The 17,044-nt window shown below is 37.6% G+C and carries 12 protein-coding genes; 3 read left to right on the top strand and 9 right to left on the bottom strand.

The features are described 5' to 3' along the window. The first annotated feature begins 68 nt into the window (after window positions 1-68). Entirely contained in the window at window positions 69-2,783 is a 2,715-nt protein-coding gene (locus H8S90_RS11445) for a TonB-dependent receptor (protein WP_187342656.1), read from the top strand. Window positions 2,784-3,032: 249 nt separating this feature from the next. Further along, window positions 3,033-5,318, top strand: coding sequence for a GH92 family glycosyl hydrolase (locus H8S90_RS11450; protein ID WP_187342657.1), 2,286 nt, complete (start codon window positions 3,033-3,035; stop codon window positions 5,316-5,318). Between the two features lie 31 nt (window positions 5,319-5,349). On the opposite strand, the gene H8S90_RS11455 is transcribed toward H8S90_RS11450, so the two are convergent. The 9 genes from H8S90_RS11455 to pyrR form a co-directional block, all read right to left on the bottom strand. Beyond that, complete coding sequence (locus H8S90_RS11455; protein ID WP_187342658.1) at window positions 5,350-6,654, bottom strand: folylpolyglutamate synthase/dihydrofolate synthase family protein; 1,305 nt, start codon at window positions 6,652-6,654, stop codon at window positions 5,350-5,352. 15 nt (window positions 6,655-6,669) lie between these two features. Continuing rightward, complete coding sequence (locus tag H8S90_RS11460; RefSeq protein ID WP_187342659.1) at window positions 6,670-7,491, bottom strand: energy transducer TonB; 822 nt, start codon at window positions 7,489-7,491, stop codon at window positions 6,670-6,672. 17 nt (window positions 7,492-7,508) lie between these two features. Then, entirely contained in the window at window positions 7,509-7,919 is a 411-nt protein-coding gene (locus H8S90_RS11465) for a biopolymer transporter ExbD (protein WP_187342660.1), read from the bottom strand. Between the two features lie 79 nt (window positions 7,920-7,998). Continuing rightward, window positions 7,999-8,700, bottom strand: a complete 702-nt coding sequence (locus H8S90_RS11470; RefSeq protein WP_187342661.1) for a MotA/TolQ/ExbB proton channel family protein — start codon at window positions 8,698-8,700, stop codon at window positions 7,999-8,001. Between the two features lie 81 nt (window positions 8,701-8,781). Next, on the bottom strand, window positions 8,782-9,804 hold the full coding sequence (locus H8S90_RS11475) for an SPOR domain-containing protein (RefSeq protein ID WP_187342662.1): 1,023 nt from the start codon (window positions 9,802-9,804) through the stop codon (window positions 8,782-8,784). Window positions 9,805-9,853: 49 nt separating this feature from the next. Then, window positions 9,854-11,572, bottom strand: a complete 1,719-nt coding sequence (locus H8S90_RS11480) for a TonB-dependent receptor (protein ID WP_187342663.1) — start codon at window positions 11,570-11,572, stop codon at window positions 9,854-9,856. A gap of 92 nt (window positions 11,573-11,664) precedes the next feature. Next, entirely contained in the window at window positions 11,665-14,889 is a 3,225-nt protein-coding gene (locus H8S90_RS11485; protein ID WP_187342664.1) for a tetratricopeptide repeat protein, read from the bottom strand. Window positions 14,890-15,065: 176 nt separating this feature from the next. Continuing rightward, a complete protein-coding gene (locus H8S90_RS11490; RefSeq protein ID WP_187342665.1) occupies window positions 15,066-16,004 on the bottom strand; it encodes an aspartate carbamoyltransferase catalytic subunit in 939 nt (312 codons plus the stop codon). Window positions 16,005-16,026: 22 nt separating this feature from the next. Then, the gene (gene pyrR / locus H8S90_RS11495; protein WP_187342666.1) at window positions 16,027-16,578 is read right to left on the bottom strand and encodes a bifunctional pyr operon transcriptional regulator/uracil phosphoribosyltransferase PyrR; all 552 of its coding nucleotides are present in this window, start codon (window positions 16,576-16,578) and stop codon (window positions 16,027-16,029) included. 298 nt (window positions 16,579-16,876) lie between these two features. Between pyrR and H8S90_RS11500 the strand changes: the two genes are divergently transcribed. Next, window positions 16,877-17,035: a lmo0937 family membrane protein gene (locus H8S90_RS11500; RefSeq protein ID WP_187342667.1), complete on the top strand. Its 159-nt coding sequence runs from the start codon at window positions 16,877-16,879 to the stop codon at window positions 17,033-17,035. Window positions 17,036-17,044: the final 9 nt, after the last annotated feature.

Consider the following 17,044-nt stretch of genomic DNA (forward strand, 5'->3'; position numbering starts at 1 on the left):
GTTTGCCGTTTACTTGTTTTAGGGCTATAAAGTAGGTTGGAATAAATATGCACAAAATATTATTATGCATGATGTTAGTTTTTGTTTTTTTTGTTGAGGCAAAAGGGCAAGTGCAAACTAGAGAAGTGCGTGGTGTAGTGCAAGATTCTACAGGAAGACCTTTGGTAGGTGTGACTGTTCGTCTTTATGCGAAACAGGATACCATGATGGTAAGTACAAATGATCAGGGTAGATTTGTTTTTAACAAGGTTGCGGCAAATGATTTTAAGTTGACTTTTAGTTTAATAGGTTTCCAATTGTTTGAACGTCAGTATACTTCTAATGTTCTTTTACCTATTACAGAACTTGTGACTGTTAATTTAAAGGAGCAACCTCAGGAATTGCAGGAAATTGCTGTATATGGGGTTGTACCCGTAGTAATTAAACAGGACACTGTTCAATATAATGCGCGAGCATATGATGTTCGAGAAAATGCATTATTGGAAGAAATGATCAAACTTATGCCTGGTTTACAGGTGGATAGAAATGGTAATATAGATGCACAAGGCCAACGAGTAACACGTGTGAAAGTAAACGGGAAAGATTTTTTTGATGGAGATGTGCTCACAGCAACACGTAATTTACCTGCAGATATTATAGAAAATATACAAATAATAGACGATTACGGAGACCAGGCAAATATTACGGGGATTCGGAACACAGAACCGGAGAAGGTTTTAAACGTTACTATAAAAGACGAAAAAAACTTTGGCGCCTTCGGTCAGGTAACTGCGGGTGGAGGAGTTGATTTGAACGATAAAACACATGGACGTTATATAGGAAGCTTTTCTGCAAATAGATTTAACGGAAGTAAACAACTCTCCATACTTGGGTCTACAAACAACACAAATACGAGCTTATTTAGTTTTGGGGATGTCAGTGGGGCAGGTAGCCGAAACGGCCCTGATTTGAATAGTATGATGGATGCGGGTGATGGGGTTAATACAGCAAACTCCATTGGCGTGAATTATCGAGATGATATTGCTCAGGGTGTAACTGTTTATGGAGGATATACATTCACCAAAAGAGATAACCAAACCGTTGGTACCTCAGGTCTTCAAAGTATTTACCAGAATAGAGTAATAAATGCAAGAGATGAAGTCAATTCAAGAACAGAAAATATCAAACATAAACTTACCTGGACAATTGAAGCTAATATTGATACGGCAAATTACTTAAAGATTACGCCAACCGCGTCTTATTTATCGAGTAAACTGCTAAGCGAAACCCATAGTACTATTACGAATAATGCTGTTTTTACTGATCGTATATATAATGTCTCTGGAGCTTCTTCTGATCCAAATTTTGATATTGATATTTTTTATAACCATAGATTCCCAAAAAACGGTCGAAACTTTACTTTTACCTCTAAAATAGATTATTATAAGCGTAATCGAGATGATGATGTAAACGATTTTATAACAAATATCGATTCTGCCCAATCATCAGCTAGTCCGTCAAGAAGTTATGAAATATTTAATCAAAGGGTACATAATTTTAGTTATGATCGAAGTCTTTTATTCAATATTGCATATACAGAGCCAGTGACTAAGAGGAGCTATCTTGAATTGAATTACCAGTATGAATCTAATTCGATTGCAAATGCTAGAAACACATTTGGTATCGATACATTGACTTCAAGTGAGCAGTTGATTGATTCGCTTAGTATAGATTATGATTATCTGTTTCAAACCCATCAATTCGGGTTAAATTATCAAGGGGATATTGACCGTTTTAAGTACACGGTTGGTTTTGCCTTGCAACCAACAAAATTAGACGGCAAAACACCATCAAGAGAGGTTGTTACGCATATTAATAACCTGAATTTTGTACCGAGTGCTCGATTACAATACAGCATCAATAAGACAAGTAATTTAGCATTTAGCTATAGAGGGCAGAATAATCAGCCAACATTCACCCAAATACAGCCAATACGTGATATTACAAATCCGCAATATGTAGTGGTTGGTAATGCTAACCTCAAACCTGAATTCATGAATATGTTAAGCTTACAGTATAGGCATTTTAGCATACATAATGGAAGTTCTTTTTTTACCAATTTGTCATTTACGCATGTGCAGGATAAAGTGGTAGCCAATAGGATCAGTAGTCCAAACAGCACTATACAGGAAACAGAGTTTTTAAATGCCGATGGTTTTTACGATATGCGTGGCTTTTATCATTATAGTACTCCTTTAGCCGGAAAAATCCTCACGCTGAACCTTAATGGGTCTCTGGATTATACAAATAATTTGACCTATCTGAATAATGTTAGAAATGTGGGCAAGAATATAGTGTTTGCCCAGAATTTGCAAATGAACTTTCAGATTGAGGATCTAATAGAAGCGGATTTAAGAAGCAGTTATACTGTTAATAAGATTACTTATGATATACCAACGTTTATTGATTCGGAGGCTAATACATTCAGCTTAGGTTTTGGCAGTAAGTGCTATTTACCGAAGAAGTGGATCTTAAGTGTCGATTTTTCTCAACGTCTTAACACTGGCTACAGTAATTATATAAACGTAAATCCTACTTTGTTAAATGTTTATATTGAAAAATCTTTTTTTCAAAATGATATGGCAGCTATACGGGTTCAAGGGTTTGATTTATTTAATCAGAATACTGGGGTTAGGCGAGAGGTAACGGGAAATGATATCTTTGACGTGAGAAATAATAGGCTTGCCAGATATTTTTTGGTGTCACTGAATATTAGATTGCAAAAGTTTCCTTCAGGTTCATAAACCTTAATGATTATTTTCAGTAACGGTGATCAATATATTTTTCACTTTAACGTTTTAGCTTGCCAAATTCTTTTGCTTATATTAGCTGTAATTAAACTGAAATAGGCTGTTATAAACCGCCAAACGACGTTACAAAGGCACCAATAGGAGAAGTAATATTTGGATTACGGAAACAATTAGCCAAAAGAAAAAATAAGTATAACCTAATAAAGTTGTACTTACCTAATTATTTATAAAAATCAATTACGAATGAAACAGCTATGTCTTTTATTTTTTCTTTCCTTTGCCGCAACTGTCTATGCGCAGGAAGTAGACCAAGTATCCGATCCGGTTACTTACGTCAATACATTGGTAGGTACGCTATCAAAACCCAGTCTTTCTACTGGAAACACTTATCCTGCTATAGCAAGGCCATGGGGAATGAACTTCTGGTCGCCGCAAACAGGGAAAATGGGAGATGGCTGGATGTATACGTATGACGCAGATAAGATACGCGGCTTTAAACAGACACATCAGCCGTCTCCATGGATGAATGACTACGGTCAGTTTGCTATTATGCCGGTAACAGGAGAATTAAAATTCACAGAAGATGATCGGGCAAGTTGGTTTTCCCATAAAGCGGAAGTGGCAACTCCTTACTATTATAGTGTTTACCTTGCGGATCACGATGTTACTACGGAGATTACTCCGACTGAAAGGGCCGCGCTTTTTAGAGTCACCTTCCCTGAAACGGACAGTGCCTATATTGTTGTTGATGCTTTTGACAAAGGGTCTTACGTAAAAGTGATTCCTCAAGAAAATAAAATTATCGGTTATACTACTAAAAATAGCGGTGGTGTACCGGAAAATTTTAAGAATTATTTTGTCATTGAATTCGATAAACCTTTTGATAATATCTCGATTTTTAGCGGAAAGGATTTAAAGGAAGGAGAACTAGAGTTGACAGAAGATCATGTTGGGGCAATTGTTGGTTTTAAAACTGCAAAGGCGGGAGAACAGGTTAATATAAAAGTTTCTTCATCTTTTATTAGTCATGAGCAGGCAGAGCTTAATTTACAAGAAATTGGAGGTATGGGATTTGACGACCTAAAAGATACAGGTAGAGATGCTTGGAACAAGGTATTGAGCAGGGTAGAAGTCGGCGGCGGAAATATAGATCAAATGCGAACCTTCTATTCTAATTTATACCGGACTTTATTATTCCCGAGAATGTTTTATGAGTACGATGCCCAAGGTAATGTTGTCCATTATAGTCCGTATAATGGAAAAGTGCTTCCAGGCTACATGTTTACGGATACCGGTTTTTGGGATACGTTCCGTTGCTTATTCCCGTTTTTAAATCTTGTTTATCCGGAAATGAATATCAAAATGCAGGAGGGGCTGGTAAATGCTTATAAAGAAAGCGGTTGGTTACCTGAATGGGCAAGCCCTGGTTTACGTAATGTAATGGTAGGTAATAACTCGGCATCCGTGGTAGCGGACGCGTACATTAAAGGACTTAGGGGTTACGATATTGAAACCTTGTATGAGGCCTTACTACATGGTGCAAATAACGCTGGACCGCTTACCGCTGTAGGAAGGGCTGGAGCAGATTATTATAAAGAGTTGGGTTACGTTCCGTACGATGTTGAAATCAACGAAAACGCTGCGCGTACATTAGAGTATGCATATGACGATTTTGCTATTTATCAATTAGCAAAAAAGCTAAATAAGCCGAAGGACGAAATAGCACTATACCGTAACAGAAGCTTAAATTATCAAAAATTATTTGACAAAGAAACGGGATTGATGCGGGGAAAGAATAAAGACGGCCAATTTCAGAACCCATTTAATCCGTTTAAGTGGGGGGACGCTTTTACCGAAGGGAATAGTTGGCATTATACGTGGTCTGTATTTCACGATGTACAGGGCTTGATCGATCTTATGGGAGGGCAAGAAGCCTTTACAGCAAAATTAGATTCTGTGTTTACGTTGCCACCTGTATTTGACGATAGTTATTATGGGCAGGTGATCCATGAGATTCGAGAGATGCAAATAGCTAATATGGGGCAGTACGCACATGGGAACCAACCTATACAACATATGATTTATCTTTATAACTACGCAGGTAGGCCGTGGAAAACTCAGTATTGGATTCGAGAGACCCTGAACAGAATGTATTTGCCAACCCCTGATGGTTACTGTGGGGATGAGGACAATGGACAAACCTCGGCTTGGTATGTGTTCTCGGCTCTAGGGTTTTACCCGGTAACTCCCGCAACTGATGAATATATAATAGGAGCCCCTTTATTTAAGCGCGCCAAAATTAGATTGGAGACAGGGAAAGAAATCGTTATCAATGCTCCAAATAACACGCAGGAGAATCGTTATATTGAAGCTGTAAAATTGGACGCGAAATCATATAATAAAAATTTCTTTAAACATGAAGATCTCATAAACGGTGCGGTAATCGATTTTGATATGGTAGACATTCCCAACGAACAGCGTGGGACGTCTGTTGATGCATTACCGTATTCGTTGTCTGTAGAAAAATAAGTGTCTATCACGGATAATGCCCAACTAACTCCTAATATTTAAATAAAGGCAGTGCTTCCGCTACGACGAAGGTGCTGCCTCCAATAAATATCAAGTCTTCTTTTGCTGCGTTTTTCCTCGCGGCTGTTAATGCTTGCTCTAAAGTGTTATATGGTTTGCCAACTAAACCAAAGTCAGACGAGCGAGTGTATAACTGATCAGCGGGAAGAGCTCTTTCGAAATTAGGATTGCAAAAATAATACGTTGCTTCTTTTGGAAGTATATTTAGCATATGATCTAAATCTTTGTCACGCATAACACCGATGATCATGTGTAGTTTCTTATAGACAGTATGACCGATATTTTTAATTACCTCTCTCCAACCGTCTTCATTATGACCTGTGTCGCAGATAATAGTGGGATGATTAGCTAATGTATGCCAACGGCCCATTAATCCGGTAAACTCTTGAGTGGCAGCTAGCCCTTCATTAATATGCTGTTGGCTGATTTTGAAACCCAACTTGTTTAACTGGATGATACTGGATAGTACACCAATAGCATTTTTTTGTTGATAGCTACCCTTAAGATCTAGCTTTAATTCAAAATGATTGCACTCATCTTTTAATGATTTGACCTGGAGATATTGGAATTTAATGTCATTTGCTACATTACCTACTAACCACTCATCGTTTGCAAAATAGATAGGCGCTTTCTTTTCCTCTGCATGATTAATGAACACCTGATCAATATTGTGTCGACGCTCACTGATTACAACTGGTGTATTTTGCTTAATGATACCCGCTTTTTCCTGAGCAATCTTTACCAGCGAATCGCCGAGCATGTCCATGTGATCATAACCGATATTAGTTATGAGACAGACGATAGGACTGATGATGTTGGTAGAATCTAAACGGCCTCCGAGTCCCGTTTCTATGATAGCGATATCAACTTGCATCTCATAAAAATATCGAAAAGCCATAACAGCTGTAACCTCAAAGAAAGAGGGTTTGATTTTTTCGATCAGTGCCTTGTTTTTTCTAATAAAATCAATTACAAATTGCTGAGAAACAAATTGTCCATTGATCTTTATTCGTTCTCTAAAATCAAGCAAATGCGGGGAGGTATATAAACCTGTCTTATAGCCCGCCGTCTGGAGTACGGATGCTAGCATATGTGAACTGCTTCCTTTACCATTCGTGCCAGCTATATGTATACATTTTAGATGTTTGTGCGGATTTCCCAAAGCTTTACAAAGAAGCAACGTGTTCGTTAGATCCTTTTTAAAAGCAGAAGCTCCGTCACGCGTAAACATAGGTAGACGGCTATAAAGATAATCAATTACCTCAATGTAATTCATGAAATATATAAATCCCTACTTCACCTTGAAGTTGAAAACTACAATACCTGATTGTAAATCAGGACCTCCATCCGTAGCATTTAAACGGGCATTGCGTACAGCAGTTTCACATTTTTCCCAAAGCGTAGCATCTGATAGTGTGGTGCCCTTAGCTCCTGCGCGAGCACGAGTTACGTTGCCATTTCGGTCGACAGTAATCTCCACGGCAACCCTGCCTGCCAATTGCCCTTTATCTTCTATCTCTGGCCTTACGGCAAACGATCGATTAGGTAGGCCAACTAAGCCATTACCAGAACCGCCTTCACCATAATTAGCCGCCATATTATTACCCTGTAAGCTCCCTTGGTTGCCTGCAGTTGTTCCCGTACCATCGCCAATACCTGAACCATCTTTCTTTTTTCCCGTATACAATGCATTTGGATTAACCGTAGGTTTGCTTTCCTTTTTCTCGGGTGTTACTGTAGGGGTAGTGGATGATGGTTTGACATTTTCTTTTGTGACCACTTCCGGCGCATCTTCGACATCTTGTGTTACAACTGTTTTATCATTTGTTTGTTGAGATACAACAGGTGTAGGTTCTTCGTTTGGCACAACCTTATCTGGAAGTGTTTTGTTTGCATTTGGATTTACAGAGGGCTCTTCTAAGCTCATATAATCGTCACCCATGCCCTCATCATCAGTTCCATAGTTTACAATTAGTCCTCCCATACCAAATTCAGGTGCTGGATTATTCAACATCCAAAAAAAACATAGAATTAAAAATGCCCCAAATATACCTGATGATATGGCAAAAGCTTTTGGGTAATTATTTTCATGATCTTGCCGATGACTATTCATATTTTACTCCTTCACACTTAACTTTTTTCTTTCGGTTCTGTAGCCAAAACAAGCTTTATTTTAAGTTTATTTGCTATATCCATTACCTCAATTACATCTTCGATGGCTACAGTTCTGTCTACGTATAAAAGTACCGTTAATTCTTGCCCCTCTTGCACATATGTTTGCAGGGCGGGCATTAATTGATCTAGCGGTACTTGCTCTTTTTCTACAAAGTACTGTAAATCTTTATTAATAGACAAACTTATTGTTTTTTTAGCAACCGATTGTTCTCCAGACTGGGACCTTGGGAGCAGTAATTTTACTACTTGTGGATTCGCTACTGCAGACGCTAATAAGAAAAACAATAGTAGAAAGAACATAATATCATTCAATGCTGCAGTATGCACTTCGGCGGTTGGTCTATTGTCCCTTTTTCTTAAATTCATTTGAATATTGTTTGTTGATAAAGCAGAAAAATCTCTGCTAACAAATAATTTATCTCCTTACGTAAATATAAGTTCGACCCTAGCTGCCGGGTTCATCTAATAAATCAATAAACTCAATAGCATCTGTTTCCATACGTAGTATCAAGCGGTCTACCATCATATTAAGAATATGATAGCCTACATAAGCTGTAATACCGATAATTAAACCTGTAGCGGAAGTTACCATCTTTGTATATAATCCGCCTGAAATAGTTCCAATTTCAATCACGCCTGTTAAGGACACTTCGTGAAAAATAGTAATTACACCAATGATGGTACCAACGAAACCGAGCATAGGTGCGATACCAGCGATGATTCCAAGAATGTTAATGTTCTTTTCGAGCTTGGATACTTCTAATTTACCTACATTTTCGATTGCGCCTTCAATATCTTTTATAGGGCGACCTATACGTGTTAATCCCTTTTGTAACATGCGGCCGAGCGGTCCGTTACTGTTACGGCATAGCGCTAATGCTGCGTCTAATCTGCCGGACATGATATTCTGTTTTACTTGTATCATTAGGTTAGAATCGTATCTTGACGCTTTTTTTATCGTTAAATACCTTTCAATAAAGATGACTAAACCTAGAAAAGCAAGGATTGCCAAGGGAAGCATGACCCACCCACCTTTAATGAGAAGATCCATTAAACTTAATTCTTCAACGGGTAATGTGGATGCTCCAGGTGAGGTAAGCATAGTGTCTAGTGATGCCGGTGTGTCTGTTACTTGTAATAAAAACATGTTTTATAAAATAATAAATTTTTGATGTTACTTCTGTTTGTTTAATATCGTAGCCAAGATATTATTATTTCTTGGTTTTGTCTAAGGATAAATATATGCTTCTACATTTATTTCACTTCTTACTTTTGGTAGATCTTTTTGGGCCTCCTCCTTCGTAGCGTATGAGCCATAACAAATTTTTTTTCGATTATTGGGCATTTTACTTTCTAATACAAATGCGTTAATGCCTATTGTTCGAAAATATTCTGCTTGTTTAATTGCTAACTCCAAAGTTTTAAAGGAACCGATTACGATGCTGTATGGTAGTGTTTTTGAAGCTTTCTTTACAATTGGCTCTTCTTCTGTTTTTATCGCATTAGTGGCAGATATAGTGTCAACATTTGCAGATGTTGCATTAGTATCTATTGCGCTGGAAGCAGATATTTGGTCACCGTTTTGATAGGTTGTATCTCTTTTTGTTTTGACGGCCGTCGTTGACGAAGGTGTGCCTGACGTGTTAAAGTACAAAAAATAAAATAACACTATAATAATTGGTACTGTTACAGCAATGGCCCATTTTATCCAGTGATTACTGGTTGTTTGCGATTCTATATGGGGTAACGGAGCGACGTTTTCCTCATTCTGTTCTCCGATAATTTCAGGAATATTCAGTTCTTCGTCTGAGTATTCGGCAGAATTTGTTGTGGATGGTAAAACTGGCACATGCTGTACAGAAATATCTCTGATTGGTTGCAGGGCAGGTAAGGGTGAAACGAAAGGCACAAGTACATATGAGTTATCCTTCTGTTTAAGAAAACCTATTTTATCCAGCTCAACTTCTCCTTTATTAGCGATTTCACTGAGTAGTTTAGAAACGGTCAAATCTATTTTTTCACGTGCTTGTTCATGGGATATTTGTTCTTTTTTGACAAGAAAATCTAATAAAATATAGTCAACAGTCGCATGCGACAATAATGCGTATGTAAATACTGGAGGCACAAATTGCCCTTCTTCTTTATTAAAGCCAGCGGCAATACGTTCCTTGCGAAAGATACCTATCCCAGGCACACCAATCTGCTCATGAATGAGTAATAACTGATATAAGTATTGGCCAATATTAAACATGCGCTTAATTCTTTAATAAGTATTGTGACAAATTTAGAAAGGTTAAATATTAAAAAGAAACATTTAACCCGCCGATCACATTAAATCCTAAACGGGGATAATATAGAAAGCGTTGATAACTATTGCTCAGCAGATTATTCCCTCTGACATACACACCGATCTGCTTGGTGGCACGATATTCAATACCAGCGCTGATATCAGCGAATGCTGGAAGAGAAACGGTGACTGGAGCGTCAGGATCACCTCCTATACCTACATATTTATTGTATGAACGTGCTTTCATAGCATCATTAAAGAATAACTCCCCGTCAATATAAACTTTCTTACCTATGTTAATCCTAGTGTTGGCCGCAACCCTTAATTTTGGAATAAACCAAGCTTCGGCTTCATTTTCTAGATCATACTCGTTGAATATTAGGTTCCCGCCAAGTGTAAAAGCCTCTGATACACGTACGTTGACATCTCCCTCAAAACCAAAAACAGTATTTTTTTCACCTCTATCGTAGATAATATCGTATCTAGAAGGGTTATTAGGGCTTATTGTATAAAGCGGAAGGTCGCTCAATTGCTTATAGAAGATACCGATCTTATAGCCCAAGGTGGCACCGGCATTGCCCTTAATACCACCAAAAGCATGAATCTTCTCTAACATATTATGGATAACAAGCGTGTTGGTATTATTCAATGAGTCTATAAAAGGCCTCTCCATTAAAAATGGGTTTTCATTTGCTAACGTTCTGAAAGATGTTTTGACGACATCTCCTTTAACTCCAGCATATAAACTAGCGTATTCCGGTACTAGAGCAAAATCCAAGTCAACCGTTGGGAAGATATTGTTACGGCTTTCATCTCCTCCGAATTCGCTTACTAGAGTAGCTCCCAACGTGATTTTATAATTGTTTCCTTGAAAGCGGATGTAGGGATTTAATCGAGCAATATGGTTAGCCAAACTCTGGTTTTGACTTTGAACATTTGTGAAGTCTCCAGACACGTTTGCACCGAGATTGAAGGCATTTATCTTTTTGTTTAAATTACCACTTAATGCAAAAGAGTTTTCTCTCGCAGAAAACGCGTTACCAAATAAATAGCCATCTGCTCTTAATGAATAACTCAACAATTCGTCATTTTCCTCGTAATTACTGTTCAGTTCACCTTTTATGTAAAGGTCATTATAATGCTGTTTGGTAGGATCATTGTTTAAGTCTGGTTGTAAAGGTACAAATCCATAATATCGTGTTGCATATCTGTTAAAACCTATTTCACCGTTTAATGTAATTTGATCCAGAATACTTCTGCCAAACAAACCTACCTTTTGTTCACTAAAATTTTGTCCTGTTAACTCCGTGCCTTTTTGGCTGAGATGTTTAATAAATCCACCTACTTGTAAGGCTTCATCCTCACCGTTACTAATATAAACTTCACCTAGCAACGTGTTAAAGTTTCCTACACCAATTTTAGCATAATTGTTAGTAAGTACGTCTGGTCTGGCTGTTGGCACTTCCTGAATTTCTAAACGGTGTGTGCCGGTATTTATATCTAATTTTTTATCAAAGATGTTATAGTTGAGCTTCGACAGGTATTTGCGCTCGTTGGTTAAATCGGGACTCTGTCTAATTTTTACGGCGTCTGCCAATATTGGCTTATAGTCTCTTATTACTTCGATTTCACCCAATTGACCTTTAGCCTCTTCATTAGGATCCTGCTCCTCTTGAGAAAAAGCAGTAAAGGAATAAAGCCCAAAACTGATTAATAATGTATATCTAAACATTGAATGATTCAATATCATGGTTTTTTTCTTTGTAGTTATTGTCTGCGGTTTAAAAAACCTATTCATATTTTTCCTGATGAAAATTTTTGAGACTAGAAATTATTTTCCATTATCCGCGAAGTGTCTATCGCCGTGGAATCTGTTCCTATATTATCTACATCCAAACTGTCTGTTTCTATATCTAAACTATCGGTTGTTAAACTGTCTGTTTCCAAGTTGTCCACACCTATACTATCTACATTCAAAGAGTCATCTTTATTTTCTGTATCAATAGATTTTTCTGGGTCTAGTTTTTCTCCTGTTATTTTCTCTAAACGCTCTTTAGCACTAGGAATAATATCATCGTCTTCTTCATAATTTTCGATAATACTTTGGAGTGTGCTTTTTGCCTGGAATTCGTCTTTAAGTTTGATGTAACAATCCGAAAGTAAGATAAAGCTTTTGGCTACCCAATAATCATAAGAAGGCATGTTTTTAATCAAGTCAAATGCAGTTTCCTGTGCTGTTTTGTACTCGCCTGCTTCATATTGTAATTTTCCTAAATTGTATTTGGCTTCAGCACCTACAACCGTTTGACTGGTTGAAATAGCCTCATTTAGTTCTTTTTTAGCTGTATTTAAATCTCCTTTAAGCATGTGAGCTCGTGCAGCGTACAGGCTGGCCTTGGCATTGTCTTCTTTTGATGATTTCTCATATTCTTTTACATATCGAGAATACATCAGCGTGTTGTCGAAATCATTGATATGGAAATAAGCAACCATTAAGTTATTGATGGCAAATCCATAATGAGACTGGTACTCCGCTGTGAGCTCAAGTTTTTTTAACGGGGCAATTGCTTCATTGTACTTTTTTTGGTCTAAATAGAGGTTGGATACACTTAATAAGGTCCGCTCGGTATAAGCGCTGGTCCAATCATTTAATATAATATTAAAATCATGTAAAGCCTCTTGCGGATGCCCTGTTTTATATAAACTCTCTGCACGAATAAAACGGGCAAATTTCTCTTGTAACGGTTTAGGAAACTTGTCGAAATATGCATTTACAGCGTCTATTGCAGCTTCATATTCACCTCGTGAAAAATAGTTGTTTGCCACTTGGAAGGTTATATTATCTTGCTCTGAAGTCGATAAATCGCCCAGTGCGGTAGTGCCTGCATAGTCTAAAAAGCCTTGCGCATCTCCTTTGTCAAGATAAATATTTTGTATTGATTTTAATGCCTGTTTAGCTTCATCTGTAGTGGCATGTTGCTCTACTACTCGTTGAAAAGTTCGTACTGCGGCATCATTATTGTCTTCATTATACTGAACAAGACCTATAGTAACTAGGGCTCTGGCAACGTAACTACTGCGAGGATACTTCTCTATCATATCTTGTAAGCCCTGTATGGCAATTTCGTTTTCACCTTTGAGAAAAAAGGTATAAGGAATTTCAAAACTGGCGTCATCTGCATAATTCGAGTTTGGATACCTTGCCAAAAGATCTGTCATGATACTGATCTTGCCATCGGCATCGCCTTGGAGCCCTCTGATAATACCACTTTGAAAGAGGGCGTAATCCTGTGTTTTGGCTTTGGAACTCATTAATTTATTATACTGTTCCATAGCCCGGCCATAGTCTTTTAACATAAAATAAGAATCACCCAACCTTGCGATGGCATCATTGCGGGTGTTTAACTCGATGGGTGCACCGCTGCTCAGAAATTTACCAAAATAATTTGCAGAGATGCGGTAATTACTGTTTCGGAACGCCGCATAGGCTAAGGCGTAATTAGCATAATTATATACATCTGTATTTTTAGCAGCCGGATAATTCAGGAATCGAGCAAAATTGTCGGTGGCTTCACCGTATTTCCTTACTTCGTACATAGCTTCCGCCTTCCAATAGGCAGCTAAAGCCAATAATTCCGGATCAATCGGGTTTTGTTCGGAACGCATAAAAATGGATATAGCATTTTCAAACGCTCGTTCATTATAATATTCTAATCCTCTATAATAGGTAACTTTTTGATAGGCTGCATCAGCTTCTTTATTGCGTTTAGGGATTGACTCCAGTACATCAACAGCAGCACGATAATTTTTTGTGCTTAACAGTACTTCTGCAAGTAAGGTCTTGGCTTCGTTCAGGTTCTCAGAACGGGGATACGTTCTTAAGTATTCTTGCGTAGCGTCTAAGGCCACTTGGTGAAATTCTAACTCATAAGAAAGTTTGGCATAATTCAAAAGGCCCTGTTCCTTCATAGAAGGATCAAAATCTAACTTCGAAGCTCTGAAAAAAGCATTACGAGCACTCTCTTTATTACCTGACTGGATAAACGAATCACCTAAAAGAATCATGCCACTTTGGAAATAGGCATCTGGATCCGTTAATTTTTCCAACTCCTTGATTGCCTTTTCGTAATCTCCGTTTTTATAGGCGATATAGCCTATCTGATAATCGTCTTGATTGTTCTGCGTTTTGCCTTGATCTTTTGCTTGGAATTTATCATAATACTCTTTTGATTTGCCCAGGTCGTTTTTTGCGAAGTAGGTTGCGCCTAAAATGCGGAATATTTCCGTTTCATTTTCCTGTTTTGTCTTTTCGACGATTGGCAATATATAGGCGAGGACATCATCGTATCGTTTATCTAAAAAGTAAAGCGCGGCAATATAATACGGATAACTATTTTCATAAGTTTTAGACCCTTTTAAACGTTCAAATTCGCGCAAAGCCTCTTTATATTCGCTATCTAAATAACAAATATAAGCGTAATAATAAACAGAAGCCTCCTGGTACTGGTTTCTTTCATCTTTTAAGCGAGCAAATAACGGTTTTGCTGTCTGATAGTCTTCGGTCATAAACAATGCATAGCCAAGCTTAAACCGATATTCCGTATTTTCTCCTCCACTCAAGTTACCGCCGTCTAACCTATTAAACCATTCGATAGCTTTTGTGTAATTTTTCTGATTAAAGTAAGATCGTCCTACTTGAAAATAGGCCGCTTTAGTATTGGAGCTAGTCGGATGATCTTTGATGAATTTGAGAAAAAGCCCTTCTGCATCATGATTGCCTAGCTCTAGCGCACATACAGCTTGATAGAACCGAGCGTTTTCTTTTAGGAGTGAAATTTGATCGCTTTCATCTTCTTGTATCGTAGTTTTTGTTCGTATTTCCTCTACTTTACCTAACTGATTGTATGCTGCAGCGTATTTGCCTCTTTCATATAATTCCATGCCTGTTTTATACGCCTGATTGAGTGACTGCCAAGCACTTTGTTGTGCCATTGCATTACCTGCGAAAAGGCTAAGTATTAAGCTTATACGAGTGAAATTTTTAAACATATTGTCTAAATTCTTTATTATGCTAAATTAATGGGATACTATCAAGTTTTTTTTACTATTATCTAACAATTGTTAATAACCTGTTAATATAACGGCGTTTCTTGTTAAATAATGTGTTTATTGAATATTTTTGATTTAAAGGGCAATTAACTTTTTATGACGAATTTTATCTCATGTTAAGCCCGTTTTCCGGCAAGCAGATATAAGACGGCCATGCGCACTGCGACTCCATTCTGAACCTGATCCAATATGATAGAATGCTTGCTATCTGCGACATCACTTGTAATTTCTACCCCTCTATTAATTGGTCCCGGATGCATGATGGTAATCTCCTTATCCAAAGTATCCAGTATTTTTTTATTAAGACCATAAAGCATGGTGTATTCTCTTAATGAAGGAAAATAATTGATATCTTGACGTTCTAATTGAATGCGTAACATGTTTGCAATATCACACCATTTCAGGGCTTTTATTAGATCATACTCTACTTTCACTCCTAACGACGTTATATATTTGGGGATTAAAGTAGTAGGGCCGCAAACCATCACTTCTGCTCCTAACTTTTGTAAGCATAAAATATTGGAAAGTGCTACCCTTGAGTGCAAAATATCTCCAATAATCACTATCTTTTTTCCGTTGATATCACCATGTTTTTCACGGATGGAAAAGGCATCTAAAAGTGCTTGAGTTGGATGCTCATGTGCCCCATCTCCAGCGTTGATAATTTGTGCATTAACGTGCTTGCTTAAGAATACTCCAGCTCCTGGGTAAGGGTGTCGCATGACGATCATATCCACCTTCATAGCTAAAATATTATTAACCGTGTCTATAAGTGTTTCTCCTTTGCTAACTGAAGACGAGGAGGCTGCAAAGTTTATTACATCCGCCGATAGACGCTTTTCTGCTAGCTCAAACGATAGCCTTGTGCGTGTCGAATTTTCAAAAAACACATTGGCTATGGTGATGTCTCTTAGTGACGGTACCTTTTTTATCGGACGGTTAATGATGTCCTTAAATGTATTCGCCGTATCCAATATAAGGTTAATATCTGTAACGGAAAGATCCTTTATACCTAATAGGTGTGGAGTGCTTAGCTGCTGTGCTGTTTCTACCATTTTATTATGCAATCGAAATGTCTTAGTTGTTCTCTTCTGTTAATAAAATAATTTGATCTTTGTTTTCGGTTTCCAGCCAATTAACGATTACCTTTTGGGAGTTAATGGAGTCAACCTGAATGCCTATATAATTGGGCTCTATAGGTAAATGGCGAGAAAAACGTCGATCTACTAATACAAGTAGTTCGACCTTTTTAGGCCTTCCAAAAGCTTGTATAGCGTCGAGAGCAGCACGTATAGTTCTACCAGTCCATAATACATCGTCTATTAAAATAACCTTTTTATTTTCTATTACAAAATCTATTGTGGTAGCGCTCGGTACTAGGGGGCCGCTCTCTTTTCGGCGAAAATCGTCCCTGTAAAAAGTGATGTCAAGCTCTCCAAATAAGATGTTGTCAAGCTGTAAGATACGCTGCAGTTCTTCTTTAATGCGATTGGCTAAATAAATACCTCTTGGCTGGATACCAATAATTACCGAGTGTTTAAAGTCGTGGTGATTCTCGATCAGCTGACGGCAAAGCCGTTGTATCGTTATTTGAAATTTTTGATCGCTTAATAAGATAGATTGTTGCATCAGGCCCTTTTTATGGAGGTAATAACACTCCCCCTATTTAATAATCCTTTTTTTTGTTGCCATTTTACTGGCTTTAGCAAGTATTACAAATAACTCAATCTTACTGATAAATTACTGCTTTGGATGCAAAATTAGTAAATTTTATGATAGCTCTATCGTGTGCGTAATTTATTCGTGGAATAATTAGCTATCTAATAGCTGTCTAACAAAAAATGTTATATCAAGGTAAACCGTCTCAAACAAAATAGTTAATAAACGGTTCTTCTATTGAATAGTAGCAAAAAGATAAACTAAATATATGAGAACCTTATTTTACATCATAGCCGTAATACTTCTAATCGGCTGGGCTTTAGGAACATTTGTATATGCCGTAGGTAATTTGATATACATATTGCTGGTATTGGCGATAGTAGCTCTAGTACTGGGATTGGCAAAAAGGAACACCAGAAAGACCTAAAAGTCGTTT

Origin of the sequence: Olivibacter sp. SDN3, assembly GCF_014334135.1 — a bacterium.
GTDB lineage: Bacteria > Bacteroidota > Bacteroidia > Sphingobacteriales > Sphingobacteriaceae > Olivibacter.

Coding starts and splice junctions, on each gene's coding strand:
- H8S90_RS11455 (WP_187342658.1), bottom strand. CDS start 6,654: ATGAATTACATTGAGGTAATTGATTATCTTTATAGCCGTCTACCTATG.
- H8S90_RS11450 (WP_187342657.1), top strand. CDS start 3,033: ATGAAACAGCTATGTCTTTTATTTTTTCTTTCCTTTGCCGCAACTGTC.
- H8S90_RS11490 (WP_187342665.1), bottom strand. CDS start 16,004: ATGGTAGAAACAGCACAGCAGCTAAGCACTCCACACCTATTAGGTATA.
- pyrR (WP_187342666.1), bottom strand. CDS start 16,578: ATGCAACAATCTATCTTATTAAGCGATCAAAAATTTCAAATAACGATA.
- H8S90_RS11500 (WP_187342667.1), top strand. CDS start 16,877: ATGAGAACCTTATTTTACATCATAGCCGTAATACTTCTAATCGGCTGG.
- H8S90_RS11470 (WP_187342661.1), bottom strand. CDS start 8,700: ATGTTTTTATTACAAGTAACAGACACACCGGCATCACTAGACACTATG.
- H8S90_RS11485 (WP_187342664.1), bottom strand. CDS start 14,889: ATGTTTAAAAATTTCACTCGTATAAGCTTAATACTTAGCCTTTTCGCA.
- H8S90_RS11445 (WP_187342656.1), top strand. CDS start 69: ATGATGTTAGTTTTTGTTTTTTTTGTTGAGGCAAAAGGGCAAGTGCAA.
- H8S90_RS11465 (WP_187342660.1), bottom strand. CDS start 7,919: ATGAATTTAAGAAAAAGGGACAATAGACCAACCGCCGAAGTGCATACT.
- H8S90_RS11460 (WP_187342659.1), bottom strand. CDS start 7,491: ATGAATAGTCATCGGCAAGATCATGAAAATAATTACCCAAAAGCTTTT.
- H8S90_RS11480 (WP_187342663.1), bottom strand. CDS start 11,572: ATGTTTAGATATACATTATTAATCAGTTTTGGGCTTTATTCCTTTACT.
- H8S90_RS11475 (WP_187342662.1), bottom strand. CDS start 9,804: ATGTTTAATATTGGCCAATACTTATATCAGTTATTACTCATTCATGAG.